We start from the raw sequence: 21611 nt of genomic DNA, 5'->3' as shown, positions 1-21611 counted from the left end.
TCCCTATTCCCGTGTGAGCGAATGAAATGAGCGAACAATTCGACGTCGTCGTCATCGGTGCCGGCCCCGCCGGCTATCACGCGGCCATCCGTGCCGCCCAGTTGGGCCTGAAGACCGCGTGCATCGACGCGGCGCTGGGCAAGGACGGCAAGCCGGCGCTCGGCGGCACCTGCCTGCGCGTGGGCTGCATCCCGTCCAAGGCGCTGCTGGATTCCTCGCGCCAGTTCTGGAACATGGGCCACCTGTTCGGCGAGCACGGCATCAGCTTCAAGGATGCCAAGATCGATGTCGCGGCGATGGTCGGGCGCAAGGACAAGATCGTCAAGCAGTTCACCGGCGGCATCGCGATGCTGTTCAAGGCGAACAAGATCACCCCGTACTACGGCTTCGGCGAGCTGCAGCCGGGCAACGTGGTCAAGGTCAAGCAACACGACGGCAGCGAAGTCGAGCTGAAGGGCACCAACGTGATCCTGGCCGCCGGCTCGGATTCGATCGAACTGCCGTTCGCCAAGTTCGACGGCGAGACCATCGTCGACAACGTCGGCGCGCTGGACTTCACCGAAGTGCCCAAGCGCCTGGCGGTAATCGGCGCCGGCGTGATCGGCCTGGAACTGGGCAGCGTGTGGAAGCGCCTGGGTGCTGAAGTCACCATCCTCGAGGCGCTGCCGGACTTCCTGGCCCTGGCCGATGCCGAAGTGGCCAAGACCGCGCTGAAGGAATTCAAGAAGCAGGGCCTGGACATCAAGCTCGGCGCCAAGGTGTCCAAGACTGAAGTCACCGGCAAGGGCAAGAAGCAGGAAGTGGTCGTCACCTACAGCGATGGCGAAGGCGAGAAGACCCTCAACGTGGACAAGCTGCTGGTGGCCGTCGGCCGCCGCGCCGCCACCAAGGGCCTGCTGGCCGACGGCACCGGCGTCAAGGTCAACGAGCGCGGCCAGATCGAGGTCGATGCGCACTGCCACACCGGCGTGGACGGCGTGTGGGCGATCGGCGACTGCGTGCGCGGGCCGATGCTGGCGCACAAGGGCTTCGAGGAAGGCATCGCGGTCGCCGAACTGATCGCCGGCCTGCCCGGCCACGTCAACTTCGACACCATCCCGTGGGTCATCTACACCGAGCCGGAAATCGCCTGGGTCGGCAAGACCGAGCAGCAGCTCAAGGCCGAAGGCGTGCCGTACAAGGCCGGCAGCTTCCCGTTCGCGGCGATCGGCCGTGCGGTGGCGATGGGCGAGCCGGCGGGCTTCGTCAAGGTCATCGCCCACGCCGAGACCGACCGCGTGCTGGGCATGCACCTGGTCGGCGTCGGCGTCTCCGAACTGGTCCACGAAGGCGTGCTGACCATGGAGTTCAACGGCTCGGCCGACGACCTGGCGCGCATCTGCCACGCCCACCCCACCCTGTCCGAAGCGATCCACGACGCGGCCATGGCGGTGAGCAAGCGGGCGATCCATAAGGCTAACTGACGCCGGGAAACGGGAATGGAGAATCGGGAATCGCAAGCGCATTCCCAGCACTGCATTCCCACTGCATAACGCCGGACCCAGGTCCGGCGTTGTGCGTTTCGGCTTTTGATTTTCCCCATTCCCCATTCCCGACTCTCCATTCCCGATGAAAAGCATCTGCGTCTACTGCGGCTCCAACGCCGGTAACAAGCCCGCCTACGTCGAGCGCGCAACCGAATTGGGCACACGCATCGCCGAGCAAGGGCTGCGCCTGGTCTATGGCGGCGGCAATGTCGGCCTGATGGGCACCGTGGCCAATGCGGTGCTCGCTGCCGGCGGCGAGGTCACCGGCGTGATTCCCAAGCAACTGGCCGACTGGGAAGTGGCGCACCGCGGCCTCACCGAACTGGAGATCGTCGGTTCGATGCACGAGCGCAAGTCGCGCATGTTCGACCTCTCCGACGCCTTCGTCGCCCTGCCCGGCGGCTTCGGCACCATGGAAGAAATCTTCGAGATGCTGACCTGGCGCCAGCTCGGCATCGGCAACAAGCCCTGCGCCTTCCTCGACGTGGAAGGGTTCTACGCGCCGCTGATCGGCATGATCGACCGCATGGTCGAGGAGCGCTTCCTGCACCCGGACCAGCGCGCCGACCTGTGGTACGGCAGCGACATCGACACGATGCTGGGCTGGATGCGGGACTACACGCCGGCGCAGGCGTCGAAGTGGATTGATGAGAAGCGTCGCAACGCGTTGCGCTGAAAGCCTCCCTGATCGGCGGTAAGCACACCTGGCGCGTGGCGACGCGTTACAGATTCTGGCGCCTCATCGTTCCTACGACACGGCTCGGCGAGAAGCGTCGCAACGCGTTGCGTTGAGAACATCATCGGATCGGCGGCAGGCGCTTGGTGCGTGGCGACCGATTCAGGCCACCGCCCATACCGACAGGACGTGTCCTGTAGGAGCGGCTTCAGCCGCGACGGGCGTTCCCGGTAAAGCCCATCGCGGCTGAAGCCGCGCCTACGCGGCAACCCGGCATGGCGGCACCTTCAGTCGCTCCAGCATCGGAAGCGCGAACAACGAGCACGTGGCGCCGCGCTCCGCACTCGATCGCTTCAAAGCTGCTGCGGTGCGGCGGCCGGGCGCCCCAGCAGATAACCCTGCCCGTAATTGCAGCCCAACTCGCGCAATGTCGCCAGTTGTTGCTCGGTCTCGATGCCCTCGCCCACCGTCTCGATGCCCAGGGTGCTGGCCAGGGCGAGGATGCCGCGCACCAGCGCGTGGCTGCCGGTGCCGCGTTCGTCCTGCAGGCCGGCGACGAAGCTCTGATCGATCTTCAGCACCGAGATCGGGAAGCGGTGCAGATAGGACAGCGCCGAGAAGCCGGTGCCGAAGTCGTCCAGCTGCGCCAATACGCCACGCTCGCGCAGCGCCTGCAGGATGGCCAGGGTGCGCGGCGCGTCGTCGAGCAGCGCCACCTCGGTGATCTCCACACGCAAGCGGCGCGGGTCGGCGCCGGCGGTATCGATCAGCCCGAACAGCCGCTCGGTGAAGTCCGGCGAGCGGAAGTGCCGCGGCGAGACGTTGACCGAGACGTAACCGCCCTCGCTCTGGGCCAGGCGTCGGATCACCTGCGCGTACAGCAGCCAGTCCACCTGCTCGATCAGGCCGCTCTCCTCGCCCAGATCGATGAACTGACTCGGCACCAGCAGTCCGCGGCTTTCGTGGCGCCAGCGCAACAGGGCTTCGTGGCCGATCACCTCGCCGTCGGACAGGCGCACGATCGGCTGGTAGAACGGCTCGAAGTCGCGGTTGTTGATCGCACGGCGCAGGTCCGCCTCCAGGTCGAGGCTGCGCAGCGCCGCCTCGCGCATGGCCTCGTCGAACACCACGCAGCGGTCCTGGGTCTGCGCCTTGGCCCGGTACATCGCCGCGTCCGCGTCGCGCAGCATCTCCTCGCCGTTGTGGTAGCGCGGATGCCAAGCGGCGATGCCCAGGCTGCCGGATGGGAACAACTCGCGCCCGGCCACCCACATCGGCTGGCCGAGCACGTGCAGCAGGCGCCGCGCCAGTTCGCGCGCGCCGTCCAGGCCGTGCTCGCTCGGCGTCAGCACCGCGAACTCGTCGCCGCCCAGGCGCGCCACCACGTCCTGGCCGCGGATCGTGGACACGATGCGCTTGGCCACCTGCACCAGCATCTCGTCGCCAGCGGCGTGGCCGATGCTGTCGTTGACCAGCTTGAACCGGTCCAGATCCAGAAAGAGCACGGCAAAGGTCCTGCCGCCGCCGCGCGCGCGAGAGATCGCCTCGCTGAGCCGGTCCAGCAGATGCGAGCGGTTCGGCAAGCCGGTGAGCGCATCGTGCAGCGCCTGGTGGGTCAGCCGCTGTTCGGCGCGCCAGCGTTCGGCGATCTGCGCGAGCAATTGTTCGTTGACCTCGGCCAGTTCGCGAGTGCGTTCCTCCACGCGCTGTTCCAGCTCCGCGTGGGCCAGCCGCAGCCGTTCCTGCGCGCGCTGCCGCGCCAGGCCGCTGCCCACGTTGTGCGCGACGAAGGTCAGCAGGCGCTGGTCGTGGTCGGTGAAACGCACCTTGGCGATATAGCTCTGCACCACGATCGCGCCGATCACCTCGCCCTCGTCGAACAGCGGCACGCCGAGCCAGCTGTAGGGGCGCTGGCCGTATTCCTGCACCTCGCCCTGCGCCAGCAAGGCGTCGATGTCGGGAAGTTCGAGCAGTTGCGGGCGCCGCACCCGCATCACGTACTCGGTCAGTCCGCGGCCGCGGCGCCGCTGCGGCCGGTACGGGGTGAACTCGTCCACCGAGTACACGAACTCCAGCATGGTGTCGTCGTCGGACAGCAACGCGATGTACAGATTGCGCGCGTCGATCAGCCCGCCGACGATGGCGTGCACCTCGGTGTAGAACTGCTGCAGGCTCTCCGAACGGATCGCCAGCTCGGCGATGCGGAACAGCGCCAGTTGCAGGGTCTCGGCGCGCTTGCGCTCCTGGATCTCCTCCTGCAGGTCGTGGTTGGCACGCTGCAGTTCCTGGGTGCGCAGGTGCACGCGCCGCTCCAGTTGCACCTGCGCATGCCGCCGGTCCATCGCGGTCTGCACGTGCTGCGCCACGTAGGCCAGCAACGCGCGGTCGGCATCGGTGTAGCGCAACGCGTAGTCGTAGTTCTGCACCACGATGGCCCCGCACACGCGGCCCTCGCGCAACATCGGCACGCCCAGCCAGTCGCGGCTGTCCGGGCCGTGTTCGGCGTTGTAGCCCACCTGCAGGCGTTCGCGCACCTGTTCCGACGGCCCACGCACCGCGCGGCCGTGGCGCAGCAGCCCCACGGTGAGGCTGTTCGGCATGTCGCGCAGCAGGTAGGTCTTCTCCGGATCGGCGACGAAGTCGTCGTGACGGTCGGAGAAGTACAGGAAGCGCATGCTCTGCTGGTCTTCGTCGTATTCGACGATGTAGCAGTTCTCCGCGTACATCAGCGATTCCAGCACCGCATGCACGCGCTGCAGCATCTGGCCCATTTCCAGATCGGCGCCGGCCAGGTCGGCGATCTCGTACAGCGCCTGCTGCAACTGCTTGGATTTTTCCAGGCCTTCGATGCGCGCGCGCATGCGCTCGGTGTCGAGCAGGTTGAGACCGAACGCGACCGCGGCCTCGGACCAGGCCGCGCGATACGCTGCGTCCATCGGCTGTTTCACCTGCGCGCCGATGGCCACGCAGGCACCCTCGGCGGTGCGGTGCACGTGCAGCACCGTCGGTGTCGTCGACGGCGGCAACTCGGTGGCGGCCAGCGTCTGCGCGACCAGCGCCTGCAGCCACTCCGGCGCCTCGGCGCTGGCGCCGTGGAGGCGCCCGACCACACTGTCACCACAGCCGATCACCACGGCGCTGCCGGGCGGCAGCAGCCCGCACAAGGCCTGCGCCGTGCGGGCGGGCGCATGGCCGCCGGATGCGTCTTCGCGGGCGGTGGCGGACGAATTGAACAGCATCGACAACGATTCTCCTGCAGGGCCCCCCGGAACTGCTCCACGCTCGCCCTTCATCATCAGCATACCTGTTGCATGGACCGATCAACGGCCGATCGACCCCGAAGCGACGAGATGGGCGTTTGTCTACATATGTTGTCAGCATTTCCGCCCTCGCCACCCTCCACCGGCACCCTCCCTCCCGACTATGCGGCGGCCCGGCGAACGCTTAGGCTTGCCGCCGTGGACGCCCCGGTCGAAGCGAGCGACGAAGCCCTGATGCTGGCCTACGCGGCCGGCGACGCGCGCGCGTTCGAGACCCTGTACCTGCGCCACCGTGGCCGCCTGTACCAGTACCTGCTGCGACAACTGCGCGACCGGGCGCTGGCCGAAGAGCTGTTCCAGGACGTGTGGCAGCGGGTGATCGCCGCACGCCTGGAGTGGCAACCGCAGGCCGCGTTCACCACCTGGCTGCTGCGCATCGCCCACAATCGGCTCGGCGACCACTGGCGCGCCGCCAAGCATCGCCCGCCGGCGCCGGCCGACGCCGACCTGCGCACCGCGCGCGTGCAGGACCCCGACACGCCGGAGCGGCAACTGTCCGCCTTCGAGCAGCGGCGCCAGCTGCAACTGGCGCTGGATGCGCTTCCCGAGGAGCAACGCGACGTGCTGCTGCTGCGCCTGGAGCAGGAATTGAGCCTGGACGAGATCGGGCAGATCACCGGCGTCGGCCGCGAGACGGTCAAATCGCGGCTGCGCTATGCGATGGACAAACTGCGCGCGAGGTTGGGCGGATGAGCGCCGACGAACCGCTGACCCCGGAAGAACGCGCGCTGGCTGAGCGCCTGCGCCAGGGCCGGCAGGCATTGCCGCCGCCGGCGCTGGATGCGGCGATCCTGGCTGCCGCGCGTGCGGCAGTCGCGCCTGGGGCTGCCGAGGTCCCGGACTATCCCAGCAGCGCCGCGGAGCGCGCGCGGGCGCAGGCCGCCGCGACGATGCCCGCGTCCGCGCCCGCCTCCATCGCGACCGCCGACTCGGTCGAGCCAGACCCGGCGCCGGCATCGCGTGCCGCCCCGCCGGCGTCCCGGTCACGCTGGCCGACCTGGCTCGGCCTGGCCGCCTCGCTGGTGCTGGTGGCCGGCATCGCCTGGCGCGCACGCCCACCGACGCCCTCCGCACCCACGCCGGCGGCGGCACCTGCCCCGTCACCGGCGGCCACTTCCGCCGGCGACGACGCCCCTGCCCCCGTCGCATCGCCGGCACCGCCCTCCTCGGAGCCGGCGCCGGCGGCCCCCGCGCCGGTAGGCGCCACCCCGGCAACGCCCGCCCCCGCGGCCTCCGCGCGCATCGCGACCGAGACAGCCGACGCGCCGCTGTCCGAACGTGCGCAGGCGCCGATGCACAAGCCGGCGCCCACGCGCAACATGCTTCCGCCTGCGCCAGCGGCCATGGTGGCGCCCGCCGCTCCAGCGGCCCCGGCCCCGCCACCGCAGGCCTTTGCGGCCGACCGCAATGCGTCCGCCGCCGAGCAGCAAGCTGCGCCGGCCGGAATGCCGCTGCGCGCACCAGCGCGCGCGGAAACGGCGCAGGACGCCTTGGCGCGCAGTGCGCCCGCCGACACCGCCAACCCGTCCAGGCTGGCGACCTCCGCGCGCGCGAAAGCCGCTGCCGCCGAGACGGCGGACACCCTCTCGCTGCGCCCCTCGACATCCGCTGCGGCACCCGCCGCGGCATTGCCGGAGTCCGACACCAGCGCCGTAGCGGCCGCGGTGGAGGCCGATGCGCAGCTATCGCCGCGGCGCTGGCTGCAGCGGATCCGCGAGCGCCGCGAGGAGGGCGAACTGGACGCCGCGCGCGCCAGCCTGCTGCGCTTCCAGCGTGCGCATCCGCAGCGGTCGATCCCGCAAGATCTGCGCCCGCTGCTGCCGGACTGAGCTGCGCCGCGACCGCCACGGCGGGCCGAGGCCGCACCTCGTCTACAATGCCGCCGATGCCCGACACGCTTCCGCACCCCGTCAGCCACAGCGTGGAGATCAAGCACAGTCGCTTCATTGCCCACGCCGCGCCGATCGCCGACGCCGGCGCGGCGCTGGCGTTCGTGCAGCAGGTGATGGTGGCCGACGCCACCCACAATTGCTGGGCCTACCGCCATGGCGACGAATACCGCTCCAGCGACGACGGCGAGCCCGCCGGTACCGCCGGCCGGCCGATCCTGGCCGCGATCGACGGCCAGGGCTTCGACCGCGTGGTGGTGGTGGTCACGCGCTGGTACGGCGGCATCAAGCTCGGCGCCGGTGGCCTGGTCCGCGCCTATGGCGGCAGCGCGGCCGAATGCCTGCGCCTGGCGCCGCGGCAACCGTTGCTCGCGTTGAGCCTGCTGACCCTGCATTGCGGCTTCGACGACCTGGGCGCGGTGCATGCCGCGCTGAGCGCCTGCGCCGCGGAAAAACTCGATGAACGCTTCGATGCCGGCGGCGTCGAGTTGCGCCTGCGCCTTCCCCGCGATCGCGTCGACGCCTTGAAAACCCGCCTGCGCGACGCCACTCGCAATCGGGTCCGCTGTTCGGAAACCGCCCCCGCATGAACACCCCTTCGGCCGACCAGGCCAAGTCGCTGCGCAGACTCGGCAGCCTGCGCACCCTGTGGCCGTTCGTGCGTCGCCGGCGCGGCCTGCTGATCGCCTGGCTGGTGGCGCTGGCGATCTCCTCCAGCGCCACGCTGAGCCTGCCGGTCGCGGTACGGCAGATGATCGACCACGGCTTCGAGGACGTCGGCCTCATCAACCAGTCGTTCGCCCTGTTGTTCGCGGTCGCGGTGGTGCTGGCGGTGGCCACCGCCACGCGCTTCTACTTCGTGTCGCTGCTCGGCGAGAAGGTGGTCGCCGACCTGCGCGAGCGCCTGTATACGCACCTGATCGGCCTGCATGCCGGCTTCCACGACCGCAACCGCAGCGGCGAACTGGTCTCGCGCCTGTCGGCCGACAGCGAACTGCTGCGCGGGGTCATCGGCAGCACCATGTCGGTGGCGCTGCGCAGCACGGTCACCGCGGTCGGCAGCGTGGTGATGCTGTGCGTGACCAGCCCGCACCTGGCCGCCTACACCCTGCTCGGCATCCCCGTGGCGGTGCTGCCGATCGTGCTCGGCGCGCGGCGCCTGCAGAAGATCTCGCGCGCCAGCCAGGACCGCGTCGCCGATGCCAACACCCTGGCCGCTGAGACCCTGGGCGCGGTGCGCACGGTGCAGGCCTACGCGCGCGAAGGCTACGAACGCGGCCGCTTCGGCGAGGCGCTGGCGCAGACCGTGGCGGTGGCGCGGCGCCGGGTCCGCGCGCAGGCGCTGATCACCGCCGCGGCCATCGTGTTGATCTTCGGCGCCATCGTGCTGGTGCTGTGGTTGGGCGCGCACGAGGTCGCCGCCCACGAACTCAGTGCGGGCGCGCTGGGCCAGTTTTTGCTGTACGCGATGTTCGGCGGCGGTTCGGTGGCCTCGCTGGCCGAAGTCTGGAACGACCTGCAGCGCGCGGCCGGCGGCATGGGCCGCATCGCCGAACTGTTCCAGGAACGTCCCGACATCGTCGCCCCGGCGCAGCCGCGTGCGCTGCCGCAGCCGCTGCGCGGCGAGGTGCGCTTCGACAACGTCAGCTTCCGCTATCCGCAGCGCCCCGATCAGCCGGCGCTGGACGGCTTCGATCTGCACGTGCGACCCGGCGAGAGCGTGGCCCTGGTCGGCCCCTCCGGCGCCGGCAAGAGCACGGTGTTGGCGCTGCTGATGCGTTTCCACGATCCGCAGTCGGGCAGCGTGCAGGTGGACGGCCTGGATCTGCGCACGCTGGACCCGTCGCAGCTGCGCGCGGCGATCGGACTGGTGCCGCAGCACCCGACCCTGTTCGCCGCCAGCGCCGCCGACAACATCCGCTACGGTCGGCTCGAGGCGAGCGCGGCCGAGGTCGAGGCCGCCGCGCGCGCGGCCGAAGCCGACGCGTTCCTGCGGCAATTGCCCGACGGCTACGCCAGCGAACTGGGCGAACGCGGCGCGCGCCTGTCCGGCGGCCAGCAGCAACGCATCGCCATCGCCCGCGCCCTGCTCAAGGACGCGCCGATCCTGCTGCTGGACGAGGCCACCAGCGCCCTGGACGCGCAGAGCGAACACGCCGTGCAGCAGGCGCTGGAGCGGCTGATGGCCGGACGCACCACCCTGGTGATCGCGCACCGTCTGGCCACCGTGCTCAAGGCCGACCGCATCGTGGTGATGGACCAGGGCCGCATCGTCGCCCAGGGCACCCACGCCGAGCTGCTGGCGCAGGACGGGCTGTACGCCGAACTCGCTCGCCTGCAGTTCATCGACTGAGCACGCCGCGCTAACGACAGCGGGACTACGGTCGGGACCGCGTCTGCTGCGGTCCGCGCGCCCGCGGCCGCCGCTCCAGCGTCCCGCATTCGATGCAGCGTTCGACAGGAGGCTTCCGATGTCCTTTCGCCAATTGCCCGCCCTCGGTCCCGACGGCGAGGCCTATCTGATCACCGAGTTCCAGGACGATACGCCGCGCCAGCAACAGGCGCAGCACGACCCGCACGCCGACAGCGGACTGCGCTACGAACTGGCCGACGGCCGCAAGCTGATCCGCCGCGGCCAGCAGTTCGTCACCACCGGCGGCGAGTTGACCCTGACCGCGGTCTAGCGTCACCACCGGTACGCCGCCGTGCCACGTCATCGCCACTGGCGTTCGGGGCACTGGCGGCAAGCTGGTGAATTTTTCGCCACCCCGCTTGACAGGCTTGCCCGGCAAGGCGCGCCGACAGTTATCCACATGTTTGCGCAGTGACCATCCACATGCGCTGTGGATGAATTGCGGCAGGTATTTGTGGTTCCCCTGCACGCGTCTCGCGAGTTGCACGGTCGCGGCTGAAGCCGCTTCTACGACGGGCGTTGCGTGCTTTCGTAGGAGCGGCTTCAGCCGCGACCGCACGCACGTACTCGCGATCACGCAAACGGCGAACGACCGCAGACGTCAGCCCGCCAACACCCGCCCGATCCCGCTGGCATCGATTTCCGCCGCCGCGCCGCGCACGGCCCGCGCATCGCTGGCCGGATCGAAGCCGAGCCGGAAATGCAGTTCGCCCGCCTGCGTGCGCGAGGAATGGATCGAAGCCAGGTTGACCCCATGGCGCTCGAACACATGCAGCAGCGCGCGCAGCGAGCCGGCGCGGTCCTCCGGCAGGTAGACGCTGAGCGTGGACTGCTCGGTCAGATCGGCCAGCAGATAACCGACACGCTCGTAGCTGTAGTTGCCCTGCGCGATCGCCGCCTCGCCCAATGCCTGGCGGTTGGCGTCGAGGAACTCGGCGCGGAACTGCGCGCGTGCGGCATCGTCGCCGCGGCCCACCTGCGCGCGCAGCCGCGACAGCTGCGCGATCAGCCCGTCCAGCACATCGCCAACGTGCGGATTGCCGAACTGGATGTCTTCGTAGATGGCCGGATTCAGGGCCAGGATGCGCGCGATGATCGCGGTATCCAGCTCGAACGAGGCCGAGCGGTACGGCAGCAGGGCCTGCAACGGCCCCAGCGCCGGTGCATGCGCGCGCAGCACGCCGGCCTGGGCCAGGTGCGTGGCGTGGACCATGGCTTGTACCAGCGCCATGACCCGGTCGTGGTGCTCTGGCGTGGCGCGCACGCACTCGCCTTCCAGCGCCGCGTACAGCTGCTGCAGCCAGGGCTGCCAGTGCGCCACCCGCGCCTCGCACACCACCAGCACGCGGCCCTTGAGCGTGGGCGACTTCGGCGGCGCGGTCATCGGATGCAGGCCGGCCACTTCCGCCTGCGAGGCCAGCATCGCCGCCACCGGCGCGGCCTTGACCGAGGTGACGTCCAGCCATAGCTGGTCGCGCTCGCGGCCGCCGGCGCGCCGCACGTACTCGCCGATCAACGCCGGCGTGTGCCGGATCGGCGCGGAGAAGATCAGCACCTGCGCCTGCTGCAGCAGCGCCTCCGGCGCCAGCGACTGCGGGTCGGCCGGATCGTGGCCGATCACCTGCACCTGCATGCGCTCGCGGAAGAAGCGGCTCAGCCAGCGGCCATAGGCGCCGGCGCTGCCGACGATGCCGACGACCGGGCGCAGGCTCACGCCAGGCGCTCGGCGACGAAGCGCAGCGGCGTGGCCAGCGCGGCCGGCGCCGCCGCCAGCACGTCCAGTTCTTCCACGTCCGCGGCCAGGGTCGCCTCCAGCGCCGCATGCACGCCGGCGATGGCGCGGCCGATCGCCGCCTCGAAGCTGTCGCCGCGCAGCAGGAAGGCCACCAGCAGCGCCATCAATACATCGCCGGTGCCGGCGACATCCACCGGCAGCAAGGGCGAACACCAGCGGTAGACCGCCTCGCGGCTCACCGCCAGCGTCACCAGTTGCCCGGCATCGCCGCCGACGCTGTGCGCGAGCACCCACTGCGGGCCGCGCGCCAGCAGCACGCGCGCCGCGGCGATCGCGTCGTCCTGCGCCAGCGCCGGCATGCCGGTCAGGCGGCCGAGCTCGAACGCATTCGGCGTCACCAGCCACGCATGCGGCAACAGGCGCTCGGCGAAGATCGCTTCCAGGCCCGGTTCCACGTAGGGGCCGGTGTGCGTATCGCCGATCACCGGATCCAGGCAGTAGCGCAGCGTCGGACACTGCGGCAGCATGGCGTCGAGCCAGTCGGCGAAGGCGGCGCCATTGCCGACGCTGCCGAAATAGCCGGACACCAGCATGCGCGCACGTTGCGGCAGGCCGCGTTCGCTGGCGCCGAGCAGCAGATCGGCGAACCAGTCCGACGGCAGCACCTTGCCACGCAGCGTGGCGTAGAACGGCGCATTGCTCAGCAGCGTGGTCGGGATCTCGGCTACGCGCAGGCCCAGCGCGCGCAACGGCGGCACTGCCGCGCTGTTGCCGGCGTGGCCATAGACGAGTTGCGACTGCACGGAAATGACGTCGACCGGCACCGGGCCGTCGGGCCGCTGGCGGCGGCCATGGATGAGATGACTTGCAGCGGAGCTGTCGGCGGAGGCGTTCATCGCCGTAGTGTAGCGCCGGTGCAAGGACGCCAAGAGGCGCGTGCATGTGCCGTGTTGCGGGGGCTTTCAGCAACAACGGCCTCAGCTGCGACGCTCCGACGAGAAAGCGTCGCGGCTGAAGCCGCTCCTACAACAGGGAGTCGGGATGCGGAAGGAGGTCCACCATCCGGAATCGAAAATCCTGATATCTCCGCTGCACGCAGCGGGCGAAGCATTTCAGCACGACATTCCGCCGTAGGAGCGGCTTCAGCCGCGATACTTTTGACAGTAAAGCGTCGGGGCTGAAGCCCCTCCCACAAAAAGCCTGGCAGCGGCCAGGAATGTTTGGAAAATTGCGAATCCCGGCTTTCAACAGCCGCAGGCTGTCATCCCGAATCCCCAATCCCCGGCTTTTCAGCAGCCGAATGGCTGATCATCCCGGCTTCACGACGTCATCCGGTCCCAGAACCCCTTCACGCCGTCGATGAAGGTCGCCGACTTCGGCGAATGCTTGCGCGCGTCCTCGCCGGTGAAGGTGGACTCGAACTGCTCCAGCAGCTTGCGCTGGTCGGCGGTGAGGTTGATCGGGGTCTCCACCACGACGCGGCAGTACAGGTCGCCTTCGCTGCGGCTGCGCACCGAGCGCACGCCCTTGCCGCGCAGGCGGAACAGCTTGCCGGTCTGGGTCTCGGCCGGGATGCGGATCTCCGCCTCGCCGCCCAGGGTCGCCACGCGCACGGTGTCACCCAGCGCCGCCTGCGAGATGCGGATCGGCACCTCGCAGTGCAGGTCGTCGCCGTCGCGCTGGAAGATCGGATGCTCGCGCACCCGCACTTCCACGTACAGATCGCCCGGCGGGGTGCCGGCGGGACCGGCCTCGCCCTCGCCCGACAGGCGGATGCGATCGCCGTTGTCGACGCCGGCGGGGATCTTCACCGACAGCACCTTGGTCTCTTCCACACGCCCGGCACCATGGCACTCGCCGCACGGGTTCTGCACGATCTGGCCGCGGCCGGCGCAATGCGGGCAGGTCTGCTGCATGGCGAAGATGCCGCGCTGGATGCGCACCTGGCCGCGCCCGTGGCAGGTGCCGCAGGTCTCGACCTTGCCGTCCTCCGAGCCGCTGCCGTGGCAGTGCGCGCACTCGCTCAGGGTCGGGATCTCGATGCGGCGCTCGATGCCGGCCACCGCTTCTTCCAGGTCCAGCTCCAGCACGTAGCCGATGTCGGCGCCACGCCGCGGTGCACGCCCGCCACCGCCGGCGCCACCGAAGATGTTGCCGAAGATGTCGCCGAAGATATCGCCCATGTCCGGGCCGCCAGGGCCGCCGCCCATCCCGCCCATGCCGTGCTCGAACGCGGCATGGCCGTGCGCGTCGTACATGCGCCGGCGGTTGCCGTCGGAGAGCACCTCATAGGCTTCCTTGCATTCCTTGAACGCGGCCTCGGCGGCTTGGTCGCCGGGATTTCGGTCCGGGTGGTACTTCATCGCGCAACGGCGATAGGCCTTCTTCAGCTCGTCGTCGCTGGCGGTGCGGGCCACACCCAGCACTTCGTAATAGTCGCGTTTGCTCATGGGGCGGGGATTCGGGATTCGGGAGTCGGGATTCGTTCAATGCAAAAGCGGAGAGCCTCGGCTCTTCCGCTTTTACAAACTTGATGGACAGGGATGGGAGTGGGAACCAACAGGCCAAGGCCTTTGCGAATACCCAATCCCAAATCCCCAATCCCGGCCTTACTTCTTGTCGTCCTTGACTTCGGTGAACTCGGCGTCGACCACGTCGTCGGACTGGGTCGAGGAGGCATGCGCGCCGCCGGCGTTGCCGCCCGGCTGCTGCTCGCCCGCCGCCGCGGCGGCGTACAGCGACTGACCGGCCTCTTCCAGCGCCTTGGTCTTGGCCTCGATCTGGCCCTTGTCGTCGCCCTTCATCGCGGTTTCCAGGTCCGCCAGCGCCGACTCGACCTTGCCGATCACATCGCCGCCGACCTTGCTGCCGTGCTCGGTGATCGCGCTGCGGGTGGCGTGGATCAGGCCGTCGGCCTGGTTGCGCGCCTGCACCAGTTCGTGGAACTTCTTGTCTTCCTCGCGGTTGGCTTCCGCGTCGGCGACCATCCGCTGGATCTCGTCGTCCGACAGGCCGGAACCGGCCTTGATCTCGACCTTCTGTTCCTTGTTGGTCTTCTTGTCCTTGGCCGACACATGCAGGATGCCGTTGGCGTCGATGTCGAAGGACACCTCCACCTGCGGCAGGCCGCGCGGCGCCGGCTCGATGCCGGACAGGTCGAACTTGGCCAGCGACTTGTTGTAGCGGGCCTGTTCGCGCTCGCCCTGCAGCACGTGCACGGTCACCGCCGACTGGTTGTCCTCGGCGGTGGAGAACACCTGCGAAGCCTTGGTCGGGATGGTGGTGTTCTTCTCGATGATCTTGGTGAACACGCCGCCCAGGGTCTCGATGCCCAGGCTCAGCGGGGTCACGTCGAGCAGCAGCACGTCCTTGACGTCGCCGGCCAGCACGCCGCCCTGGATCGCCGCGCCCAGCGCCACGGCCTCGTCGGGGTTGACGTCCTTGCGCGGCTCCTTGCCGAAGAACTCGGCCACCGCCTGCTGCACCTTCGGCATGCGGGTCTGGCCACCGACCAGGATCACCTCGGTGATGTCGCTGGCGCGCAGGCCGGCGTCGTTCAGCGCGGTGCGGCACGGATCGATGGTGCGCTTGACCAGGTCCTCCACCAGCGCCTCGAGCTTGGCCCGGGTCAGCTTGATGTTGAGGTGCTTCGGGCCCGACGCGTCGGCAGTGACGTACGGCAGGTTGACTTCGGTCTGCTGCGAGGACGACAGCTCGATCTTGGCGCGCTCGGCAGCGTCCTTCAGGCGCTGCAGCGCCAGCGGATCCTTGCGCAGGTCGATGCCCTGGTCCTTGTTGAACTCTTCGACGAGGTAGTCGATGACGCGCTTGTCGAAGTCTTCGCCACCCAGGAAGGTGTCGCCGTTGGTGGCCAGCACTTCGAACTGCTTCTCGCCGTCGACGTTGGCGATCTCGATGATTGACACGTCGAAGGTGCCGCCGCCCAGGTCGTACACGGCGATCTTGCGGTCGCCGCCCTGGCCCTTGTCCAGGCCGTAGGCCAGCGCCGCGGCGGTCGGCTCGTTGATGATGCGCTTGACGTCCAGGCCGGCGATGCGGCCGGCGTCCTTGGTCGCCTGGCGCTGGCTGTCGTTGAAGTACGCCGGCACGGTGATGACCGCCTCGGTGACGGTCTCGCCCAGGAACGCCTCGGCGGTCTTCTTCATCTTCTCCAGCACCTGCGCGGAGATTTCCTGCGAGGCCAGCTTGCGCCCGTCGGCGGTGGCCACCCAGGCGTCGCCGTTGTCGTGCTGGACGATGCTGTACGGCACCAGGCCGATGTCCTTCTGGACTTCGGCGTCGGTGAACTTGCGGCCGATCAGGCGCTTGACCGCATAGAAGGTGTTCTTGGGATTGGTGACGGCCTGGCGCTTGGCCGAGGCGCCCACCAGGACTTCGCCGTCCTTGGTATAGGCGACGATCGAAGGCGTGGTGCGGTCACCCTCGGAATTCTCGATGACGCGGGCCTTGCCGCCGTCCATGATCGCCACGCACGAGTTGGTCGTGCCCAGGTCGATGCCGATGATCTTGCCCATTGCAATGACTCCTGAAAGGTCGTGTAGCCGGCCAGTGCCGGGATCTGGTTCGGATATAGGGATGGCCGCGGGTCATTCAAGCCATCGCCGCAAATTAGCGTTCCACGGCTGCCGCGCCGGGTTCAGGCGCGGGCGGCCGGCGCTCAGTCGTGCTTGGCCACCACCACCAGGGCGGGCCGCAGCAGGCGGTCGTTGAGCAGGTAGCCCTTCTGGAACACCTGGATCACATGGCCCGGGGCGACGCCCTCGGCCTCGGCCTGGCTGATCGCCTGGTGATGCTCGGGGTTGAACGGCTCGCCGGTCGGGTCGAGCAGGGTCAGGCCGTTGTCGGCGGCGACCTTGAGCAACTGCTTGTAGGTCAGCTCCAGGCCGTCGCGCAGCGGGCTGGGCTCGCTGCCGGCGGCGCTCAGCCCCGCATCCAGACTGTCGAACACCGGCAACAGGTCGCCGAGCAGGCGCTCGTTGGCGAACTTGCGCGCCTGCTCCACGTCGCGGGCGATGCGCTTGCGCTGGTTCTCCAGGTCGGCCCGCTCGCGCAGGGCGTCGGCCTTGACCAGGGCCAGCTCGCTGCGCAGGGTCTCGATCTCCGCCTGCAGCGGATCGGTCGAGGGCTGCTGCGCCTCGGTCAGGTGTTCGGAATCGAATTCAGGGTGCTCTTGCGTCATGTCCGGGTCCCTGGCGGGGTACGTCCCGCCTTACCGGACCACCTATGTGGGCGGTGTGGGCGGATTCAAGTGAGGCCGGGGTTGGGGACTGGAGATTCGCCCGGGCGCGGCTGGATGGCCTGCTGACGGATGAGGCGGCGGCGCTTCGACCAGCGCTGCGCTCAGCGGTCGCTGGGCGGGGATGGGTCCAGGCGGGCGCCGAGGACGTCGGCGGCGGTCTGGACCAGGGGGATGACCCGGTCGTAGTCCATGCGCTTGGGGCCGATCACGCCGAGCACGCCCAGCACCTGACCGCCGGCCATGTACGGAGCGGTCACCAGCGACACGCTCTCCAACGGCACCATGCCGGTCTCTTCGCCGATGAAGATGCGCACGCCCGGCGCGCGGATGGTGCGTTCGAGCAGTTGCAGGAGTTCGCGTTTGCTGGCGAAGACCTCGAACAGTTCGCGCAGCCGCTCCAGGTCCGACAGGTCCTGCACGCCCATCAATTTGGTCTGCCCGGCCAGCACCATGTCGTCGCCGGCCGGGGCCAGCGCCTGCTCGGCCAGCTCGACGCTGTGCGCCAGCAACTGCTCCATCTCGTCGCGCGCGTGGCGCAGGTCGCGCAGCAGGCTGGCGCGGATGTCGGCCAGGGCGCGCCCGGCGAAATGCCGGTTCAGATAGTTGGCCACCCGCTCCAGTTCGGCCGGCTCGTAGGCCTTTCGCGGCTCGATCACCCGGTTCTGCACTTCGTTGTCGGCGAACACCAGGATCGCCAGCACCCGCCGCGCATCCAGCGGCACGAAGTCGATGTGCCGGAACGCGAACTGCTCGCGCTTGGGCGCGCTGACCACGCCGACGAAGTGGGTCATGGCCGACAGCAGTTCCGAGGCGCTGCCGAGCAGCGCCTGGGTGCCGGCGGCGTTGGCCATCTCCGCGCGCAGCCGCGCCACCTCGCCTTCGGCCGGCGGGCGCATCTGCACCAGGCTGTCGACGAACACCCGGTAGCCGGTGGCGGTGGGCACGCGCCCGGCCGAGGTGTGCGGCGAGCTGAGCAGGCCGGCGTCCTCCAGGTCGGCGAGGATGTTGCGGATCGTCGCCGGGCTCACGTCCAGCCCGGCATGCCGGGCCAGGGTCTGCGAGCCGACCGGCTCGCCGTCGCGGATATAGCGCGAGATCAGCGTCCGCAGCAGCTGCCGGGCACGCGGATCGAGGCTGGAATGGACCTGGGAAGCGCGCATGGAATCAACCCGTGAGACTGGTCCTTAGATAATGGCTGCACGCCGGCTTGGCAAGTCATTGGCCCACCTACCCGCGCATGCTAGCGTTGCGCGGCCCCGGAAGCAGACCCCATGCTCAGACATCTCTCGATCAAGGATTTCGCCGTCGTCCGCGGCACCGAACTGGAATTCGGCCCAGGCATGACCGTGGTGTCCGGCGAAACCGGCGCCGGCAAGTCGCTGATGGTGGACGCGCTCGGCTTCCTGTCCGGGCTGCGCGCCGACAGCGGCGTGGTCCGCCACGGCGCCGACCGCGCCGAACTGTCAGCCGAGTTCGTGCCCCCCGCCCAGGCTCGCGCCTGGCTGCGCGAGAACGAACTCGACGACGAGGAACACTGCCAGTTGCGCCGGGTGATCCGCGCCGACGGCGGCTCCCGCGCCTGGATCAACGGCCGCCCGGTGACCCTGTCGCAATTGGCCGAACTGGCCGGCCACCTGGTCGAGATCCACGGCCAGCACGAACACCAGGCCCTGCTCTCGCGCGGCAGCCAGCTCGGCCTGCTCGACGCCTACGCCCGCAACGAGGCCGAACGCGCGGCGGTGCGCGCCGCCGCCGTCCGCTGGCAGGGCCTGCTCAGCGAGCGCGAGACCCTGCTGGCGCAGGGCGACGTCAGCGACCGCATCGGCTTCCTGCAGCACCAGTTGGCCGAGCTGCAGCGCGAGGACCTGGACCCGGCGGCGATCGCCGCGCTGGACGCCAACCACCGCCGCCAGGCCCACGCCGCCGCGCTGATCGGCGCATGCGAGGGCGCAGCACAGCGGCTCAACGGCGACGAGGCGCCGGCGGTGCTGGACCTGCTGCAGCAGACCCGCCACGAACTCGGCAAGGTCGGCGAGTACGACCCGCGCCTGGCCGAGGTGCAGGCGCTGATCGACAGCGCCGGCATCCAGTTGGAGGAAGCGCTGGCGCTGATCGACCGGGTCCGCGACGACCTGGATGCCGACCCGGCGCAGTTCGATGAGATGGAACGCAAGCTCGGCCGCCTGCACGACCTGGCGCGCAAGCACCGGATCGGGGTGGACGCGCTGGCCGGCCACCGCGATGCCCTGCTCGCCGAAGTGGAGAGCCTGCGCGGCGCCGGCGAGCGGCTGGACGTGCTCGACGCCGAGATCGCCCAGGCCACCCAGGCCTGGCGCGACGCCGCGGCCGCCCTGACCGCCACCCGCGACCGCGGCGCGCAGGCGCTCTCGCACGACACCACCGCGCTGATCGGCGAACTGGGCATGGGCGGCGGCCGCTTCCTGATCCAGCTAGAGCCGCACGACACCGAACGGCCGGACCCGGCCGGCGCCGAGCGGGTCGAGTTCCTGGTCGCCGCCAACGCCGGGCAGCCGCCGCGCGCCCTGCGCAAGGTCGCCTCCGGCGGCGAACTGTCGCGCATCTCGCTGGCGATCGAGGTTGCCGCGCTGGGCCTGGACGCGGTGCCGACCATGGTCTTCGACGAAGTGGACTCGGGCATCGGCGGCGCCGTCGCCGACATCGTCGGCAAGAAGCTGCGCGCGCTCGGCGAGCAGCGCCAGGTACTGTGCGTGACCCACCTGCCGCAGGTCGCCGCCCAGGGCCACGCCCACTACCGGGTCAGCAAGGCGCCGGTGGAGGGCATGACCCAGAGCTCGGTGGAACTGCTGGCGCCGCGCCAACGCGAGGAAGAACTGGCGCGGATGCTGGGCGGGGTCGAGGTCAGCAAGGAGGCCCGCGCCGCGGCCAAGCGCCTGCTGCTCAGCGCGGGCTGAGCGGCTGGCGGCGGGATTCGGGGTGCCCTGCCCCGCGCATGCCGCGGCGGTCGACGCCCGATCATGGGTTGACTGAGCTCTCGCGTTCGGCGCTTGCGCGAATGCGCGCGAGGCGGAATCCGGTACGCGCCAGCCGCGGGAATAAAGCCCCTCTCCAGCCGTGAGAGGGTACGGCGCGGAGCGACCCGCTGACGTGACCCACGCGGCGACACCCGGACCCTCATCCGCCCCTGCGGGGCACCTTCTCCCGATGGGAGAAGGAAGAAGCCATAGCCCCTCTCCCGCCGGGAGAGGGGTTGGGGTGAGGGTTCGGCGCGGAGCGACCCGCTGACGTGACCCACGCTGCGGTACCCGGACCCTCATCCGCCCCTGCGGGGCACCTTCTCCCGGTGGGAGAAGGGAGAAGCCGTAGCCCCTCTCCCGCCGGGAGAGGGGTTGGGGTGAGGGTACGGCGCACGCGGCACGCCCAGCCATGCCGGCTCTGACCGACCCTCATCCGCCCCTGCGGGGCACCTTCTCCCGATGGGAGAAGGGAGAAGCCATAGCCCCTCTCCCGCCGGGAGAGGGGTTGGGGTGAGGGTACGGCGCGGAGCGACCCGCTGACGTGATCCATGCGGCGACACCCGGACCCTCATCCGCCCCTGCGGGGCACCTTCTCCCGATGGGAGAAGGGAGAAGCCGTAGCCCCTCTCCCGTCGGGAGAGGGGTTGGGGTGAGGGTTCGGCGCACGCAGCACGCCCCAGCTATGCAGGCTCTGACCGACCCTCATCCGCCCGTGCGGGGCACCTTCTCCCGATGGGAGAAGGGAGAAGCCATAGCCCCTCTCCCGCCGGGAGAGGGCTTGGGGTGAGGGTACGTGGCGAAGCCCTAGCGCACCTGCACCAAGGGGACACAGGCCGGACGAGCCGCCCGACCGCAGAACTCAGCCCTTCTTGCCGCTCGGCCGCTTGCTGCGCACGTACAGCACCAGGGAATGCTCTTCCAGCTCGTAGCCATGATCGGCGGCGATCTTGCGCTGCAATTCCTCGATCTCCGCGCTTTCGAACTCGATGATCTTGCCGGTGTCCACGTCCACCATGTGATCGTGATGGCCGCCGCGGTCCAGCTCGTACACCGCCTGGCCGCCCTCGAAGTTGTGCTTGAGCACCAGCCCGGCCGCCTCGAACTGGGTCAGCACGCGGTACACGGTGGCCAGGCCGATCTCGTCGCCGTGGTCCAGCAGCTGCCGGTAGATCTCCTCGGCGGTCATGTGGTGCCGCGCCGATTTCTGCTCCAGCAGCTCGAGGATGCGCATCCGGGGGTGCGTGACCTTCAGGCCGACTTTGCGCAGATCGTGGGATTCCATGGCGTCTCCGTTCATAGCTGGTTTATCGCCAGCTGCCTGGGAATGGGTCGCGGCGGTCGCCGGGAGTGTATCATCGACGTGATTTCATTCAGCCCTGTCCCCGATGCGCAATCTCCTGCTGGTCGCCGCTGTTGCCCTGTCCACCGCTGGCTGCGGCATCATTTACAAGCAGCCCATCTACCAGGGCAATCTGATCAAGCCGTCGGCCGTGGAGCAGCTCAAGGTCGGGCAAAGCAAGCAGCAGGTCAGCGCGCTGCTGGGCAGCCCCTCGATCCCGGATCCGTTCCACGCGCAGCGCTGGGACTACACCTCCACCGAGCGGATCGATCGCGTCGGCCATACCGAGATCAAGAACTTCGTCGTGTTCTTCGACAACGACATGGTCACCCGCTGGGAAGGCGACTACTTCCCGGATCAGGACGAAGAGCTGGCCAAGAACAGCGTGCGCCAGTTCGGCCGCAACCTGGCCAAGGACAAGAAGAAGCAGCGCCGCGGCGAATGAGCCGGCGTCCGC

The 21611-nt window shown here is 69.5% G+C and carries 17 protein-coding genes; 9 read left to right on the top strand and 8 right to left on the bottom strand.

Annotated features, from left to right (window positions below):
• The first annotated feature begins 26 nt into the window (after positions 1–26).
• The gene (lpdA, locus tag PG878_RS09180; RefSeq protein WP_209031271.1) at positions 27–1463 is read left to right on the top strand and encodes a dihydrolipoyl dehydrogenase; all 1437 of its coding nucleotides are present in this window, start codon (positions 27–29) and stop codon (positions 1461–1463) included.
• A 145-nt stretch (positions 1464–1608) separates the two neighbouring features.
• Complete coding sequence (locus PG878_RS09175; RefSeq protein ID WP_010344248.1) at positions 1609–2202, top strand: LOG family protein; 594 nt, start codon at positions 1609–1611, stop codon at positions 2200–2202.
• Between the two features lie 353 nt (positions 2203–2555).
• Here the strand turns inward: PG878_RS09175 and PG878_RS09170 are convergent, their stop codons facing one another.
• Entirely contained in the window at positions 2556–5441 is a 2886-nt protein-coding gene (locus PG878_RS09170) for a bifunctional diguanylate cyclase/phosphodiesterase (protein ID WP_209031270.1), read from the bottom strand.
• A 219-nt stretch (positions 5442–5660) separates the two neighbouring features.
• Here PG878_RS09170 and PG878_RS09165 point away from each other — a divergent pair, with 219 nt between their 5' ends.
• From PG878_RS09165 to PG878_RS09145, 5 genes are all read left to right on the top strand, one after another.
• Complete coding sequence (locus tag PG878_RS09165; protein WP_010344250.1) at positions 5661–6215, top strand: RNA polymerase sigma factor; 555 nt, start codon at positions 5661–5663, stop codon at positions 6213–6215.
• On the top strand, positions 6212–7351 hold the full coding sequence (locus PG878_RS09160; RefSeq protein WP_209031269.1) for a hypothetical protein: 1140 nt from the start codon (positions 6212–6214) through the stop codon (positions 7349–7351). The genes PG878_RS09165 and PG878_RS09160 overlap by 4 nt, the downstream gene beginning before the upstream one ends.
• Before the next feature lie 56 nt (positions 7352–7407).
• Positions 7408–8001, top strand: a complete 594-nt coding sequence (locus tag PG878_RS09155; RefSeq protein WP_209031268.1) for an IMPACT family protein — start codon at positions 7408–7410, stop codon at positions 7999–8001.
• On the top strand, positions 7998–9764 hold the full coding sequence (locus tag PG878_RS09150; protein WP_209031267.1) for an ABC transporter transmembrane domain-containing protein: 1767 nt from the start codon (positions 7998–8000) through the stop codon (positions 9762–9764). The genes PG878_RS09155 and PG878_RS09150 overlap by 4 nt, the downstream gene beginning before the upstream one ends.
• A 118-nt stretch (positions 9765–9882) precedes the next feature.
• On the top strand, positions 9883–10095 hold the full coding sequence (locus PG878_RS09145) for a hypothetical protein (RefSeq protein ID WP_209031266.1): 213 nt from the start codon (positions 9883–9885) through the stop codon (positions 10093–10095).
• Positions 10096–10425: 330 nt separating this feature from the next.
• Here the strand turns inward: PG878_RS09145 and PG878_RS09140 are convergent, their stop codons facing one another.
• From PG878_RS09140 to hrcA, 6 genes are all read right to left on the bottom strand, one after another.
• Entirely contained in the window at positions 10426–11538 is a 1113-nt protein-coding gene (locus tag PG878_RS09140) for a prephenate dehydrogenase (protein ID WP_209031265.1), read from the bottom strand.
• Positions 11535–12455 (bottom strand): pyridoxal kinase, encoded by a 921-nt coding sequence (pdxY, locus tag PG878_RS09135; protein ID WP_209031264.1) that lies wholly within the window; start codon positions 12453–12455, stop codon positions 11535–11537. Before pdxY ends, PG878_RS09140 begins: the two co-directional genes overlap by 4 nt.
• Before the next feature lie 423 nt (positions 12456–12878).
• A complete protein-coding gene (gene dnaJ / locus PG878_RS09130; RefSeq protein WP_209031263.1) occupies positions 12879–14009 on the bottom strand; it encodes a molecular chaperone DnaJ in 1131 nt (376 codons plus the stop codon).
• 159 nt (positions 14010–14168) lie between these two features.
• Entirely contained in the window at positions 14169–16094 is a 1926-nt protein-coding gene (gene dnaK / locus PG878_RS09125; RefSeq protein WP_209031262.1) for a molecular chaperone DnaK, read from the bottom strand.
• Positions 16095–16237: 143 nt separating this feature from the next.
• The gene (gene grpE / locus PG878_RS09120; RefSeq protein ID WP_010344263.1) at positions 16238–16759 is read right to left on the bottom strand and encodes a nucleotide exchange factor GrpE; all 522 of its coding nucleotides are present in this window, start codon (positions 16757–16759) and stop codon (positions 16238–16240) included.
• Positions 16760–16920: 161 nt separating this feature from the next.
• Positions 16921–17979 (bottom strand): heat-inducible transcriptional repressor HrcA, encoded by a 1059-nt coding sequence (hrcA, locus tag PG878_RS09115; protein ID WP_209031261.1) that lies wholly within the window; start codon positions 17977–17979, stop codon positions 16921–16923.
• Between the two features lie 111 nt (positions 17980–18090).
• Between hrcA and recN the strand changes: the two genes are divergently transcribed.
• Positions 18091–19752: a DNA repair protein RecN gene (gene recN / locus PG878_RS09110; RefSeq protein WP_209031260.1), complete on the top strand. Its 1662-nt coding sequence runs from the start codon at positions 18091–18093 to the stop codon at positions 19750–19752.
• A gap of 922 nt (positions 19753–20674) precedes the next feature.
• Here recN and fur read toward each other — a convergent pair.
• The gene (gene fur / locus PG878_RS09105) at positions 20675–21097 is read right to left on the bottom strand and encodes a ferric iron uptake transcriptional regulator (RefSeq protein WP_026143876.1); all 423 of its coding nucleotides are present in this window, start codon (positions 21095–21097) and stop codon (positions 20675–20677) included.
• 103 nt (positions 21098–21200) lie between these two features.
• Here fur and PG878_RS09100 point away from each other — a divergent pair, with 103 nt between their 5' ends.
• Positions 21201–21599 carry an outer membrane protein assembly factor BamE gene (locus PG878_RS09100; RefSeq protein ID WP_010344267.1) on the top strand — a complete coding sequence of 133 codons (399 nt, stop codon included), beginning with the start codon at positions 21201–21203 and terminating at the stop codon, positions 21597–21599.
• Positions 21600–21611: the final 12 nt, after the last annotated feature.

It is taken from the genome of Xanthomonas hawaiiensis (assembly GCF_031834635.1).
In the GTDB taxonomy this organism is placed as follows: domain Bacteria; phylum Pseudomonadota; class Gammaproteobacteria; order Xanthomonadales; family Xanthomonadaceae; genus Xanthomonas_A; species Xanthomonas_A sacchari.
Note: the sequence above shows the minus strand (reverse complement) of the source record. Positions and strands in the feature narration are given on the sequence as shown.